This window comes from Aeromonas sp. S18(2024), from assembly GCF_041402525.1.
Taxonomy (GTDB): Bacteria; Pseudomonadota; Gammaproteobacteria; order Enterobacterales; family Aeromonadaceae; genus Aeromonas; species Aeromonas enteropelogenes.
The window spans coordinates 261,534-275,833 of the sequence record NZ_JBGLQV010000005.1 but is presented as its reverse complement, the minus strand read 5'-3'; the positions used below and the strand labels follow the sequence as shown (position 1 = coordinate 275,833).

The following is a 14,300-nucleotide window of genomic DNA, read 5'->3' as shown; positions in this document are numbered from 1 at the left end:
CAATTGGCGGGTCGTTTGTCATATCAGGTGGCCATGGCGGCGTTGGTCGCAGACTCCGGCGCTTGCTGCTCTACCGGTGGTGCGACGGCTGGCTCGGGTTCTTGCGGTTTCACCGGTGGCGCGACGGCCGGCTCGGATTCTTGCGGTTTTACCGGCGGCGCGACGGCCGGCTCTGATTCTTGCGGTTTTACCGGTGGCGTAACAGCTGGTTCGGATTCTTGCTGCTTTACCGGCGGGCGACGACTGGCTCGGATTCTTGCTGCTTCACCGGTGGTGTGACCGCCGGTTTGGGCTGCTTGATGCAGGGATGCCGGGTACTCAGGGTGCTCAGTGGCTCGCAGGGGACGGGCAGACCGATGGGAACCGGGTCGCCGAGAAACTTGGGCCCCTTGTCCAGCACATAGAGATCGAGCAGCCCCATCACCCTGGCAAACACCTCCCGGATCCGGGTGCGGATCCCCTGATAGGCGCTGGGGTCCTCGGCGTTGAAGCCGATGGCGTTGATGCCGAAGTGGTGGGCGATGAAGATGGCTCGCTCATTGTGAAAGCCCTGGGAAACTACGGTGAAGCGCTCCTGGCCGAACACCTCCTTGGCCCGTACCACGGAATCCAGCGTGCGGAATCCGGCGAAGTCCATGTAGATGGCAGCTGCCGGGATGCCCGCCTTGATCAGGGCGCGGCGCATCTGGCGCGGTTCGTTGTATTGCAAGGTGGCGTTGTCGCCGGAGACCAGGATGTAATCCACCTTGGCGTTGTTGTATAGCTCGGCCGCGGCCTTGATGCGGTACTTGAAGTAGTGGTTGGGGCCGCCACCTGCAAGGTATTTGGAGGTACCCAGCACCACGGCTACCGGGTTGTATGGCACCTCGCTCACCTCGTCATAGGTGTATTGGCGGGTGTCGGAGACAATCCACTCGCCATAGGCCAGCAGCGAGGCAATCAGCGCCAGCAGCAACAGCAGGGAGGCGAGGAGGATCTTGGCAAACTTCTTCATGCGCGGTGCGATTCGGGTCTGAAGTTGAAGTGGTTTTCGGCATTCTATTACAACTCGGGGGCGGGCGTCAGACTTGATAGCAAGGGGTTGTCTGGCTGGGGCAGGGCTTGTCGCAGCGGCAGAGGATAAAAAGGGGACAGCCATGGCTGTCCCCTTGTGTATCAAATGAATCAGTGCACGGAGTCATTCCCCTTGCAGGCGTCGGACTCCTTGTTGGCCTGCCACCAGGGCAGCAGTTCCCTGTTCAGCCAGGTCTGATAGGCGGCACTGTCGCTGGCGATCAGTCGATCCATCTCCCCCTCGAAGTCACTCAAAGCCTGCTGGCGATCCGGGTTGCGCAGGGCCTGCGCCAGGGCCAGCCAACTGGCGTTGCGACCGGTGTCGTTCAGGAAGCGGTGAACGGTATAGGACCAGGAGTAGACCATGTCGCCGCCCTGATCGTAATCGAGGTGGAGGATCTCCCCCAGGGTTGGCTGCCGGTCGGCGGGGCGGCCGGCTACATTGTCCAGACCGCGGGCGAAGCACTGGCCGTGGGCGATGTACTCCGCCAGCCCCTCCGCCCACCAGGTGGTGCGGTTGAGGGGGTACTGGCCGAAGCTGCCGTACTGGTTGAAGCGGGCATCCAGATAGTGGACGTATTCGTGGCGCAGGTTCCACACCTGGAAGGCGGGGCGCTTCCACTCCGCCTCATAGGCGAAGAAGCGGGCCTGGTTGCCCGGACGAGCCGGATCCCCTTCGATATAGATGCCGCCATTGTCGGTGGAGACCCCGAACAGGGCGCCGCCGTAGCGGTTCCAGTCGGCGGAGGAGTCGAAGATCACCAGCTCGAGGGTCTCGTTGTGATCGTCGGCCACCGGTTGCCAGCCTGTCTCCATCTGCTGGTGGAACTGCTGCTCCTCCGCCCCCAGCTCGCGGCAGATCTCCTCGGCCTGGGCCTGGGTCAGATCCTGGGCCCGCAGGCGCAGGGTGGGTGAGCAGGTGTGTTCGAACGGCAGTATGTCCTCCATCCGGATGGGGGTGCAGAGTCCGGCGAAGTCACCGCTGATGCAGGCCTCGCTGGTGCGATCCGTGTAGGTGAGGTAGTAGCTGGAGAGGGTCAGGGAGACATCCTCCAGCAGCGTGGCCGGGTGGGGGCCGCCCGGGATCAGGCCGTGGTGACGCATGATGGCGATGACATCGCGGTCCAGCAGCTGGCGATAGCGGGCCGCCTCGTCCGGTCGGCTGTAGCTCATCATCCGGTAGAGGCGGCTGTGGGCGTCGAGGATGTTGTTGAAGACAAACAGATCCCGCGACCCGTCACGCTGTTTCCAGAGCGCCAGCTCGCTCATGCCCAGTTGGCGCAGGCTCTGGCGCAGAGAGGGCTCCTGTGCCATGAAGGTGGCGCTGAAATCGGCCTGCTGGCCGGCGTTGGCGCTCTGGTCGATCAGGTTGAGCAGCTCGAAGATGCCGTCAGCCCACGGCTTGTGGCCATTGATCAGGACGGCATGCTGCGCCGCGTAGGCGAGCGCCCGGTTGAGCTGGACCAGCATGGGGCCGGCGCTCTGGCGAAACGCACTTTGCTCCAGCTGCCCCTGGGCGGCGACGCTCCAGGCCTCCAGCACGGTACCGGCCTGATCCTGCGGTTCGGCGGTGAGCAGCAGGGGGTGATCGAGCAGCGCCATCATCACGGCCGCGAGTTCCCGGGCTACCTGATCGCTCTCCCGGCGCACACCGTCATGGTAGTTGTGGGCGCGCACATAGTAGAGCAGCTTGTCCATGGCCGGGTGGGTCGGCTGGTTGGCGGCCAGCAGGGCGCGCATGCCGCGCACCACCGCCATCAGCTTGGCGTCGTCGTGGCCATAATCGGCCTGCCAGGCGGGACTGTTCTGGCCGCTGACATCGGTGACCAGCTGCGCCGCGTCGGCATCCAGCAGCGTAGTGTCGGGCTGATCCGGCTCGCCGCAGGGACGGCCATTGGGGCGGTGGCACGCCAGTAGCTCCTCCTTGCTGGCCAGTACGATGGGGCGCTGTATCACCCGGCTCTCCTGCCACTCGTCGGTCTCCGGCAGGGGTTGCCACTCACGGCCGCTGACCGGGTTCTGATAGCCCGTGTCTTTCAGGGTCACCATCACCTCGCTGCCGGCCGGAATGACCTGGCGGCAGAGGCGGTAACGAACGGTGTTCTCCCCCTCCTGGCGCTCCATGGGCTCGTCACACTCCTGCTGGATGGCGGCGGCCTGCTCCAGCTGCCAGCGATAGCTGCGCCAGACGTGCAGCTCGCTGACCTGGCTGGCCGCCAGGCTGCCGGGGACGGGCTGCAGGCGGAAGAACACCTGCTCCAGTCGGCCATCCCGCTCACTCGGGGTCTCCTCCTTCACTTCCAGCTGTTGCCAATCCTGCGGCTGATAGTGCCACTCGGGATCGGCGCAGCGCCCCCGGGCGTTCAGTTCGCAGCGATCCAGCTCCTGCTCGGTATGACCCAGCAAGACGGGTTCGGGTAGGGGGAAGCGATCCGTGCGGGAGGCGGTCGGCGTGCCGGCCAGCTGTTCCCATCGCCCCTCCTTGAGGCCATAGCCGTAGTCGTAGCTGGTGGCGGGCACCGCCTTGCCGGCCGGCACTCGCTGCTCGCAGCTGAGATAGCGGATTTGCCAGCCCGCCTCGACCCGCAATTTGGGTTCGCTGCAGTGATTTTCAGCCAGCGAGGCGAGATCGCTCTCCTGCCAGTCGAAGCGACGATAGACCCTGAGTTGCTGATAGGGGGCATCTGCGTCGCGTGCCTTGAGTTCGTAGGTCACCTCGGTAACGCGGGGGGCGAGCTGGCGGTTTGATTCACCGGTCAGCCGGTAGTCTTGCCAGTCGGTGGGGGAGTAGTCGGCCTGTGCCTGGGCGGCAACAAGCAGCGGGGTGGCCAGCAGCCACCACCTTGAGCCTGAACGAGTCATTGTTATCCCTTCGTTTTTTATTGTCTACGTGGTGAAGGGAGGGCAATCTACTAGGCCCCAAAAGGATATCAACTGTAAATTAACACACTGAAAAATAGATAAAATTTATATCATACGCCAGTTTGTGACTCGGACGGGGCTTGATTGAAAGTAAAGACTCACATGCGGCTTTTTTGAACGATGGGTAAAAACATAAAATGTGATAAACATCACATTTCATGTCCTGTCTCCCACGTGGATCCGGGCCGTGTGGGCCAGATGCTGACGGGAGGGCTTCAGGTTGCCGCCGAGATCGGGCCAGGGCAGCCAGTGATCCGGCACCATAAAGCCGGGCAGGGAAGCCTTGATCCAGGCGACCAGTTCGGCATGGGGAACGGGGTCTCCGTGCCAGTCGATAAAGGCGGCGGGGCGCTGCCCCCACTCATCGTTCGGCACCGGCACCACCAGCGCCTGGGCGATGGCGGGGTGATCCACCAGCCGCTGCTCTATGGTTTCGGGCTGGATGTTCTCCCCGCCCGAGATGAAGAGGTTGTCAAGCCGCCCCTCCACCACCAGCTCGCCGTTCGGGGTGAGGTGCCCCTTGTCGCGGGTGTGGAACCAGCCGTCCTGATCGAGGGGCAGTTCCAGCGCGCCATCACGGTAGTAACCGGCAAACAGGGTGGCGCCGCGCACGCAGATTTCCTGTCCCTTGATGCACAACTCCCGCCCCGGCAGCGGGCGGCCCACCATCCCCGCCCAGGCAGGCAGAGCGGTACAGACCTGGCTGCCCATCTCGGAGAGGCCGTAGCTCACCTTGGGGGTGAGCCCCATGGCGGCGAGGCGCTCGACCAGCGGCTGCGGGATGGCGGCGCCGCCGAGCAGCAGCTCGCGCAATCGGGAGCGTGCAGGATCAAAGCCCCGGGCCAGCAGGCGCCAGAGCTGGGTCGGTACCAGGGACAGGTGGGTGATGGGCTGGCGCTCGAGCCGTGCCTCGAGGGGGCGGCTGCGATCGTCCAGCACCAGGGCGGCTCCCGCCAGAAAGACCCGAAACAGAATGGCGTAACCGCCGACATGAAACAGCGGCAGGGAGAGCAGCCAGCCACACTCTTCGTCGAGGGGAATGAGGGCTGCGGAGCCCCGTGCCGAGGCCAGATGGTTGGCCAGCCGGTGCATCACAGCTTTCGGTGTGCCACTGGAGCCCGAGGTGAGGATCATGTTGTTGAGCTGGGTTGGCTCAAGCGGCCACTCGTCATCACCTGCTGCCAGCTCGCGGCTGAAATCGAGCCGTAGCGCTTGCCAGTCACCGCTCGGCATGTCGCCCGCCGACCAGAAGGCCCGGGCGTCGAGGCGGCTGGCCAGCTCGGCTTGTCGGGTGAGCGGAAAGGCGGGATTGAGCGGACAGAACACGATACCGCTGCGCACGCAGGCCCAGGCCAGCAGCACATCCTCCAGCGCGCCGCGCACCACGGCGGCCAGATGATCCCCGCGGGTGAGGCCGGCACGGGCGAGCTGGTCGCACAGGCTGTTGAGGCGCCGATCGAGCGTCCGGTAGCTCAGCGGGGTGTCGGTGTGGATGGCGATGCGATGGGGGGCGAGCCTTGCCCAGTGGCGTACTGGGCAAGTCTCCTGCATTGGGGCGGGGAAATCAGTCACGGTAAAACAGGGTCTCCAGGGCGCCGGTGTCCGGCTCCCCGGCTTCGTTTAACAGATCCGCCGCCATCCAGCGACGGGTATCCAGCCCGGGGGCCTGCTCCGGGGCCCACTCTCCGGCGAGGTGGAACAGCTGGTTCAGGCCAAGGCCGGATTCGAAACAGGAGGAGATGATCACCTTGAGTCGCAGCTCGCGGGCGCGGCTGATCAGCGCCTCGCAGCGTTCCAGCGAGCCGAGCAGCATGGGCTTGAGCACCAGGGCGCGCAGCTGCGGGATGGGCTCCCATGGTTTGCCCTGGGCCAGCAGCTCGTCCAGCGCCACCGGCATGCCGGTGCGGTTGGCGACAAAAGCGATGTCGGCGAAATCGGCGCAGGGGTCTTCCAGATACTCGATCCGGTTCGGGTCCAGATGGCCGCAGAAGGTCCAGGCCTCCTCGCGGGTCCAGCCCTGGTTGGCATCCAGCACCAGCTTGAGGGTCGGAATGCGGTCGCACAGCAGCCGGATCAGCGCCAGCTCGTCCCGCATGGGATAGCGGGCCACCTTCAGCTTGGCCTTGTTGGGAGTGCGATGGAGCCACTCTTTCCAGTGTTTCAGCAACTCTTGGGGGGAGCCCTGAATAAGGGGATAGGGTTCGGGCAGGGGGGGCGTCTGTGCGGGCCAGACCCGGCGGGCACAGTCGAAGCCAAATTGCACCGAAGGCAGGCGCGGGGCTATGGGCTGCCCCGCGGCCAGTTGTTCCAGACAGGCGATGGCCTCGGCGTGTGCCTCGGCCAGGGTCTCTTTGGAGAAACCGGGCAGGGGGGCTATCTCCCCCCAGCCGTCGCCAACGCGGACCAGCAAGCCCTCGCGCGCCACCTCCACCTTGCCGTGAAAGGTCAGGGGCTGGGTAAAAGGCAGTCGGTAGCGATAGAGGGCGAGTGTCATCAGGGGTTCCGCTTGTATTTGGAGAAGTCGGGGCGGCGCTTTTCGTTGAAGGCATTGCGCCCTTCCTGACCCTCTTCGGTCATGTAGAACAGCATGGTGGCATTGCCCGCCAGCTCCTGCAAGCCCGCCTGACCATCGCAGTCGGCGTTCAGCGCGGCTTTCAGACAGCGCAGGGCCATCGGGCTGTGTTGCAGCATCTCGCGGCACCAGCGCACGGTTTCACGCTCCAGCTCGGCGACCGGTACCACGGTATTGACCAGTCCCATGTCGAGGGCCTGCTTGGCGTCATACAGACGGCACAGGAACCAGATCTCGCGAGCCTTCTTCTGGCCGACGATGCGTGCCATGTAGGAGGCACCCCAGCCGCCGTCGAAGGAGCCTACTTTCGGACCGGTCTGGCCGAACATGGCGTTGTCCGCGGCGATGGTCAGATCACACATCATGTGCAGCACATGGCCGCCGCCGACGGCGTAGCCGGCCACCATGGCCACCACGGGTTTCGGGCAGGTGCGGATGTCGCGCTGGAAGTCGAGCACGTTGAGGTGATGAGTCCCCTCGTCGTCGCGGTAGCCGCCGTAGTCGCCCCGGATCTTCTGGTCGCCACCGGCGCAGAAGGCCTTCTCGCCGAAGCCGGTCAGGATGATGGTGCCGACCTGATCGTCATAGCGGGCATCGGCCAGCGCCTGCAGCATCTCTTTCACGGTGCGGGGGCGGAAGGCGTTGCGTACCTGGGGACGGTTAATGGTGATCTTGGCAATGCCATCGCCGGACTTGTGATAGAGGATGTCCTCGTAACCGGCGGAGCAATCGCGCCACTCGACAGGTGCGTACAGTTCCGCTTCCGTCATTGCCTCAATCATGGTTTTTTCCTTCTAGTCTGTTCGAGCGAAAATGGAGCAATCACGGCCTGCTGGACAGGTGCGTACCGTTCCGCTTCCGTCATTGCTTCAATCATGACTCTTCTCTTCTGGTTGGTTGACCCACTTCGCAAGGAACCGGGCAAAGATCTCGGGCTGGCTGGCGTGCAGGTTGTGGCCGCCATCCAGTACCAAGTGGTTGATTTTGCGATGCTGACTCGCCAGCTGGCAAGCCAGGTGGTGGAATTTCTGATCCCGCTTGCCGCTCACATAGGTGACCGGCAATTCGGCCTTTGCCAGCCAGGGGGCGAGATCGGGCTGTTGCCCCAGCGAGGTGGCGCGCAGCATGGTGGCGATGGCGCCCCCCCGGTTGCCGAGGCGACGGGCGATCTGGCGGGCTCGGGCCGTTTCGTCCAGATCGGCAAAGACCCCCTGCCGGTACCAGTCCGCCAACACGTCGGCAAGCGGCTCGCGCTCGAAGCGCATCGCCCACCCCTCGTCATGGGCGATGCGGGCGGCCCGCTCGGCAGCAGGCAGACCGGGATGGCAGTTCTCCAGCAGCAGGGCCTGCAAACCATTCGGGGAGCGGCTGGCGTGATAGAGGGCGAGGCGCCCGCCGAGGGAATAGCCCGCCAGCAGATAGTGCTCGATATCGTGGGCGGCCAGCTCGTCACAGAGCCAGCGATGGGCCTCGTCAAAGCCGTTCACCCGCACAGCGTGGTTGCAGCCGTGGCCCGGCAGGTCGAGGGCCACGCAGCGGATGGCGGGCAGGCGGTCGATCACCGGCTGCCAGTCAGCGGCATCCCCCAGCAGGCCGTGCAGCAGCACCAGGGAGCGCGGCCGTTGGGCCTGTTCAGGCGCCACGGATGGCGGCCCCCAGTGCCTTGATATCATCGGCCACCTGTTCGCTCGGCACCCGGATCTCGATCAGGGTGACGCCGGCACCAAGCGCCTCGGTATAGGCCTGCTCGAACTCGGCCAGGCTGTCCGGCGCACGATAGGCGAGGCCGAACATGGCGGCGGCATGCTCAAAACTGAGGCCATGGGGCAGCCGATAGTAGCTCTCCAGCAGCTCCCCTTCGGTGGGCACCGGCAGCATGCGAAAGATGCTGCCACCATCGTTGTTGAGCAGGATCACCACCAGCGGTCGGCTGGCCTTGCCGAGCAGGGCCAGGCTGTTGAGATCGTGCAGGGCGCTGAGATCCCCGAGCAGCAGGGTGGTGGGCTCGGCGCTGCCCTGCTCGACCGATTGCGCGAAGCCGTAGGCGGTGGCAATGAGGCCATCGATGCCGGAGGCGCCGCGGTTGGTCATCACCCGGCTCGGCCCCTGGCCTGGAATGCCCAGCATATCCATCAGCCGGGCCGGCATGCTGTTGCCGACAAACAGCTGACCCCGGATCAGCCGGTTGAGGCGATGGCATACCCCCAGCTCGGAGAAGCGCTCGCAGGCGGCGGCGATTTGCCGACTCGCCTTTTGTTGCAGGGCCTCCAGTCGGTGCCAGGGAGTCGCCGTGGCTGCGACCGGATGAGTCGCCACGAAGGCGCGGGCGCTGCACAGCAGGCGGTTGCGCAGCCGGTAGTCGGGGTCGAGCCGGGCCGGCTGCGGATCCACCAGCCAATAATCCTGCCAAGGGTGGCTCTTGATAAACTGGCCGAGCCGCTTGGAGACCAGACGGGCGCCAAATTGCAGCAAGACCTCGGCGCGCCCCAGTTCGGCGACGAATTCGGGATCGTTGAGCGCCAAATCCATGTGAATGAGGTTGCGGGCATCGAAGCGGATCTGGCTCTGGATATCCGCCAGCAGGGGCCAACCGAGGCGCTCGGCCAGCTCTACCACCGCCTGTGCCTGCTCGGGGTGGGTGATCCGCCCGGCGATGATGACGCCGCGCTTGCCCTGCAGCTCGCTCCAGCCGGCCTGGGGCGGGCAGCTCTGCTCACCCAGCTGCCAGGGGCTCCAGGGACGAGCCGAGGTGAGCCAGTCGCCGAGGGGGGCCAGATAGGCGGCAAAATCCTGATACTGGTCGCCGGGGTAGAGGGGCTCGGGATACATGCAGTTGATGTGTACCACCCCCGGCGTGCGCGCTTGTTGCGCCAGCGCCTGATCCACCGAGCTCAGCACGAAAGCGGCGGGGATGGTGGGGGTGGGGCTTGGCAGGCTCTGCTGAAAAACGGGGTAGTGGCCGAAGATCCCCTGCTGATCGATGGCCTGGTTGGCGCCGTTGTCGATGAGCTCGTGGGGGCGGTCGGCGGAGAGAATGATGAGCGGCACACCGGTGAGCTGGGCCTCGGCCACCGCGGGCCAGAGGTTGGCGACCGCGGTGCCCGACGTCATGATCACTGCCACCGGCCGGTTGCTGCCCTTGGCCAGCCCCAGCGCCATGAAGCCCAGACCCCGCTCGTCGAAATGCAGATGGCGGCGAAACCCGGAGTGGGCGGCGGCGGCCATGGTGAGCGGGGCGCTGCGCGAACCCGGGGCCAGCGCGATATCGCGCACCCCGAGGCGATAAAGCTCCTCCAGTAGCAGGGAGGACCAGACATGGTTGAAGGTGGCGTGCTGAGTGGGAAAGACGGTGCTCGCAAACACTTCACTGGCGGACATAAGCGCTCTCGCGGGTTGGAAAGAGGATGAACGGCTATCCCAGCAGGGAGAGCACATTGGCGATCTTGTTGTCGAGCTCGGCCCACTCGGCGGCGGGCTCGGAACCTGCCACTATGCCAGCGCCGGCAAACAGGGTGACGCTGCCAGGCTGGATGCGGGCACTGCGAATGGCGACGGCAAACTCCGAAGTCTCCCGGCTCAACATGCCGCAGGCCCCGGCATACCAGCCGCGCTCGTAGGGTTCGTTTTCGCGGATGAAAGCCAGCGCCGCTTCGCGCGGGGCGCCGCCCACAGCAGGGGTCGGGTGCAGGGCTTCGAGCAGCTGCCAGTCGCAGACGCCGGGCTTGAGCTCGGCCTCGATGTCGCATTTGAGGTGCTGCAGCAGGCGCAGCTTCAGGATGCGCGGCTCGGTCAGGGTGGCGTCGTGGGCCAGCTGGGCCAGGCGGCTCAGGATGTCGGCATGCACCAGCCGATTCTCCAGCCGGTTCTTGCTGTCGGCCAGCAGCTCGGCGGCCAGGGCTGCATCGGTCGCCTCGTCGCCGGAACGGCGGATGGTGCCTGCCAGCGCCTCGCTAAAGAGGTGGCGATCCTCGCGTCGGTAAAGGCGCTCGGGGGAGCAGGCGATAAAGGCCTGCTCGGGGGAAAACTGGAAGCCGAAGTGGAAGCAGTCCTGGGCATGGCCGATCCACTGGTTGAGCATGACCCAGGGGCAGACATCCTCGCCGCCTTGGTGGCTGGTCAGCACGCTCTCGCGGGAGAGCACCACCTTGGGGGTGTGGGCCTGAAATTCGGGGGAGGTGACCTGCTCCACCAGGCGCTGCCACTGGGCCGGCTCAGGGCAATCCTGACGCTGCCAGCGCTGCTTTTGCAGCTGGGCCAGGGGCGCTTCCGGCTGCAGGGCGTCGAGGGCGGCTTCGGCGGCGGCCAGCTCTGACTCGAGGTTCTCTTTGGTCAGCCAGAGATTGAGGCAGAGGCTGACACACTCGCCGCGGCGCACCAGCTCGATGCGGGGCAGCACGAAGCGGCAGGCGCCAAACCCTTGCCAGCCCGGCTGGGCCGGATCGAACGCCACGCCGCCATAGTAGCGGGGGCTGTCGTCATGATACTGGCTGGTGTTGGTGCAGACCTGGCGGATGGCATCGGGCTCGGTCAGCTCGTGGATGGCGCCCAGGGCAACATACTCGGGGCGATCCTGGCCACGGGCGTGCCAATAGATGCGGGGGTAGAGAGTCTGCGCCGCGAGCCAGCCCAGGAAGGATCGAACCTCGATCCCTACGCGCAGTCGTACGAAGCCGCTGACGTTGTTGTGACGCAGGGCGTCCAGTTGTTGCTTGATATGGGTCTGAGCCAACATGGATGTAGTGTCTGAACCGGGTAGTAACGACCGATCCCGTAGCAGGATGCCGTAGGTTTATGCCAAAGGGCGATGATTTCCTATATATTATCTGCCCATTCGTCCATGTAAATCGCCCGAGGGAGCTTCACTTCCGGGGCCCAGTATACCCAAATCCGGTTCGATAACCCTTAACACGATCAATATCCGATTGTTTGGCCATCACAATATGACAAATACCTTATCAACATGGTTGCTGGCGGCTCGTTTGCGAACATTGCCGCTCGCCTGCTCGTCCATTCTCCTGGGTTCCGGGCTGGCCGCCAGCCGCGGCGCCTTCGACGGCACCATCATGGCGCTCTCCCTGCTGACCGCCATCCTGCTGCAGATCCTCTCCAATCTGGCCAACGACTACGGCGATGCGGTCTCCGGTGCGGACAATGGCGAGCGGATCGGTCCCCAGCGGGCCGTGGTATCCGGCCTCATCACCCGCAAGCAGATGTGCGTGGCGATGGCGCTGACCGCGCTGGCGGCGGTGGCGAGCGGCCTGTTGCTGCTGGGCTGCGCCTTCGGCGGCCAGTGGCTGCAGATCCTGGCGTTTGTGGTGCTGGGCGGGGCGGCCATCGTCGCGGCGGTGACCTACACGGTGGGCAAGACGCCTTACGGTTATCGCGGCTTTGGCGATATCTCGGTGTTCCTCTTCTTCGGCCTGCTGGGGGTGCTCGGCTCCTACTACCTCTTTACCAAGACCCTGCAGTGGGATCTGCTGTTGCCCGCGGCCGCCTGTGGCCTGCTGGCCACCGCCGTGCTCAACATCAACAACGTGCGCGACATCGAAACCGATGCCGCCAGCGGCAAGATCACCCTGGCAGTGCGCCTCGGTCGCAATCGCGCCATCGCCTATCACTGGGTGCTGCTGGGATCTGCCGTGCTGGCGACCGTACTCTTCATCCTGACCCAGCCGGCCAGCTTCTGGCCCTGGATCTTCCTGCCGGCCATGAAGCCACTGACCGATGCGGCCAGGACACTGCGAGAGAGTTTCGATGGCGAGGTGCTGACAGGCGCCCTCAAGAAGACCGCCATCAGCGCCTTCCTCTACAGCCTGTTGCTCTCCATCGGGCTGGCGCTCTCCTGAGTCGCGACCCGTTTTGGCAATGAAAAAGGGCTCCCGGACGGGGGCCCTTTTTGCTGGCTGGGGTATGCTGCCTTGCATGCCACCCACCAAGCAGGGAAAGCCGCCATGCGCGACTCACTCAGAGAGAAAATCATCCAGGTCTGCCACCAGAAAATTGCGCAAAAGGGGGAGGCGGTCGGGCTCTCCTTCTATGCCTTCTTCGCCAACAAGAATGAGGATCCCGAGTTGTTGATGGAGGCGGCGACCTGGTGGATCCAGACCCACAGGCTCGATCACTTCGAAAAGGCCAGCAAGATCCTCCGGCTGGTCGAAGCGATGAAATAGCCGGACTGAAGCAGCAAGGGCTCCCCATCGGGAGCCCTTGCTATTGAATGGCGTTGTCATTCGGTCGCGAGAGTGGGGTCTAGCCGATCTCCGCCAGTTTGGGGGCGCGGCGGGAGAAGATCAGGCTGTCCAGCAGCCAGATGGCGACCATGGAGGCGCCTACCAGCGGGAAGCAGATGCCGAGCAGGATCAGCAGGGCGATGGCGCCACGCATGGGGGGGAGGCTGGCGGGCAGCGGCGGGGCGGCCAGGCGGCCCTGCGGGCGACGGCACCACCAGATCCACAGGCCGCTCACCGCGCTGGCCAGCACCATCAGGCAGATGAGCAGCATGGCGAGCTGGTGAGGCCAGCCATAGAGCTTGCCCATGTGCAGCATGACGCCAGTCTCCACCGTTTTGGCCACCGGGCCGTAATCCTGCCAGCGCACGTCGGCCAGCACCTTGCCGCTGTATTGATCGATGTGCAGGGTGGCGTCGTTGCGCGGGTCGTCGGCAAACAGGGCGATGGTGAAGACACCGCTATCCCCCGCCGGCGGCGTGATGCTGTAACCTGGGCTGACCCCGCGTTTGTGGGCAATCTCCACCACCTGTTGCAGCGGGATGCGCCGGCTGGCCATTACCACGCCGTCGTGGGTACTGCCATGGTCCATGGCGCCGTGATCATGGCCCTCTTCCACCATCTTGGAATCCGGCATGGGGGTATTTTCCACCGCCCAGGGCACTGTCTGCTCATGAGCCTGGTTGAGGCTGCGGGCAAGGGGGGCCGATTTGGGCACCTGGTTCCACATGGCGGCGGGGAAGCGGTTCCACACATTGGCAAACTGATCGCCCCAGAAACCGGTCCAGGTCATGCCGCTCAGCAGCAACAGCAGCAGGAAGCCGGCCCCCCAGAAGCCGACCACGGCGTGCAGGTCACGCCACCAGAGGCGGCCACGTTGGTGCATTCTGGGCCAGAGGATGCCGCCCATGCCCGGTCCCTTGCGTGGCCACCAGAGATAGAGGCCGCTGATGAGCAACACCAGCCCCCAGCCGGCGGCCAGCTCGATCAGCCGATCCCCCGTGGTGCCGAGCAGCAGATCGGCGTGCAGGGCGCGCGCCACCGCCTGCAGGTTCCACTTGTTGTCCATGGTGCCGAGCAGGTTGCCGCTGGCGGGATCCATGAACAGGGTCAGCTCCTGGCCCTGTTGCATGACGATGAGCTGGGCGCTGGCATCAGGGCTGGTTGGCGGCAGGTATTTGCGCAGGCTGGCATCCGGCATGGCGGCCATCGCTCGGGTCAGCAGTTCATCGGCACTCAGAGTCTGGGCCGTCGGGGTCACCTTCATCAGCTCGGGGTACATGAGGTTGTCGAGCTGGGGCTTGAACAGATAGATGATGCCGGTCAGGGAGAGCAGGATCAGGAAGGGGGCGACAAACAACCCGGCATAAAAGTGCCAGCGCCAGATCCGTTGGTAGTAATGGGCATCCCTGTTTTTCATCTCGGTTCCTTGTATCGATGACCAACATTCCTGCTGGTGGAGTGTTTTATGGTCGCGGATGATAACAGCAACGTTTTGTTAACGGCAATGCCACATCTCTGGTCGG

The 14,300-nt window shown here is 64.8% G+C and carries 10 protein-coding genes and 1 pseudogene; 2 read left to right on the top strand and 9 right to left on the bottom strand.

All coding sequences use genetic code 11. The annotated features are described in order from the left end of the window. Window positions 1-23 precede the first annotated feature (23 nt). The 8 genes and pseudogenes from ACB034_RS11270 to ACB034_RS11235 all read right to left on the bottom strand — a co-directional run bounded on the left by ACB034_RS11270 (window position 24) and on the right by ACB034_RS11235 (window position 11,279). Window positions 24-994: pseudogene (locus ACB034_RS11270) on the bottom strand (ElyC/SanA/YdcF family protein). A 170-nt stretch (window positions 995-1,164) separates the two neighbouring features. Then, on the bottom strand, window positions 1,165-3,915 hold the full coding sequence (locus ACB034_RS11265; RefSeq protein ID WP_061476300.1) for a collagenase: 2,751 nt from the start codon (window positions 3,913-3,915) through the stop codon (window positions 1,165-1,167). Between the two features lie 216 nt (window positions 3,916-4,131). Beyond that, on the bottom strand, window positions 4,132-5,526 hold the full coding sequence (locus ACB034_RS11260; protein WP_061476297.1) for an AMP-binding protein: 1,395 nt from the start codon (window positions 5,524-5,526) through the stop codon (window positions 4,132-4,134). Between the two features lie 13 nt (window positions 5,527-5,539). After that, complete coding sequence (menC, locus tag ACB034_RS11255) at window positions 5,540-6,469, bottom strand: o-succinylbenzoate synthase (protein WP_061476294.1); 930 nt, start codon at window positions 6,467-6,469, stop codon at window positions 5,540-5,542. Next, complete coding sequence (menB, locus tag ACB034_RS11250; protein WP_061476291.1) at window positions 6,469-7,329, bottom strand: 1,4-dihydroxy-2-naphthoyl-CoA synthase; 861 nt, start codon at window positions 7,327-7,329, stop codon at window positions 6,469-6,471. Before menB ends, menC begins: the two co-directional genes overlap by 1 nt. An 87-nt stretch (window positions 7,330-7,416) precedes the next feature. Next, window positions 7,417-8,220, bottom strand: coding sequence for a 2-succinyl-6-hydroxy-2,4-cyclohexadiene-1-carboxylate synthase (menH, locus tag ACB034_RS11245; RefSeq protein ID WP_061476286.1), 804 nt, complete (start codon window positions 8,218-8,220; stop codon window positions 7,417-7,419). Then, entirely contained in the window at window positions 8,180-9,925 is a 1,746-nt protein-coding gene (gene menD / locus ACB034_RS11240; protein WP_061476283.1) for a 2-succinyl-5-enolpyruvyl-6-hydroxy-3-cyclohexene-1-carboxylic-acid synthase, read from the bottom strand. The genes menH and menD overlap by 41 nt, the downstream gene beginning before the upstream one ends. Before the next feature lie 34 nt (window positions 9,926-9,959). Next, complete coding sequence (locus tag ACB034_RS11235; protein ID WP_042025912.1) at window positions 9,960-11,279, bottom strand: isochorismate synthase MenF; 1,320 nt, start codon at window positions 11,277-11,279, stop codon at window positions 9,960-9,962. 208 nt (window positions 11,280-11,487) lie between these two features. Between ACB034_RS11235 and ACB034_RS11230 the strand changes: the two genes are divergently transcribed. Together ACB034_RS11230 and ACB034_RS11225 are read left to right on the top strand one after the other, a co-directional pair. Further along, window positions 11,488-12,393, top strand: a complete 906-nt coding sequence (locus ACB034_RS11230) for a 1,4-dihydroxy-2-naphthoate polyprenyltransferase (RefSeq protein WP_042072708.1) — start codon at window positions 11,488-11,490, stop codon at window positions 12,391-12,393. Window positions 12,394-12,498: 105 nt separating this feature from the next. Continuing rightward, window positions 12,499-12,717, top strand: coding sequence for a DUF6500 family protein (locus ACB034_RS11225; protein WP_042072669.1), 219 nt, complete (start codon window positions 12,499-12,501; stop codon window positions 12,715-12,717). A 79-nt stretch (window positions 12,718-12,796) separates the two neighbouring features. On the opposite strand, the gene ACB034_RS11220 is transcribed toward ACB034_RS11225, so the two are convergent. Next, a complete protein-coding gene (locus ACB034_RS11220; protein WP_371172850.1) occupies window positions 12,797-14,194 on the bottom strand; it encodes a PepSY-associated TM helix domain-containing protein in 1,398 nt (465 codons plus the stop codon). Window positions 14,195-14,300 lie beyond the last annotated feature (106 nt).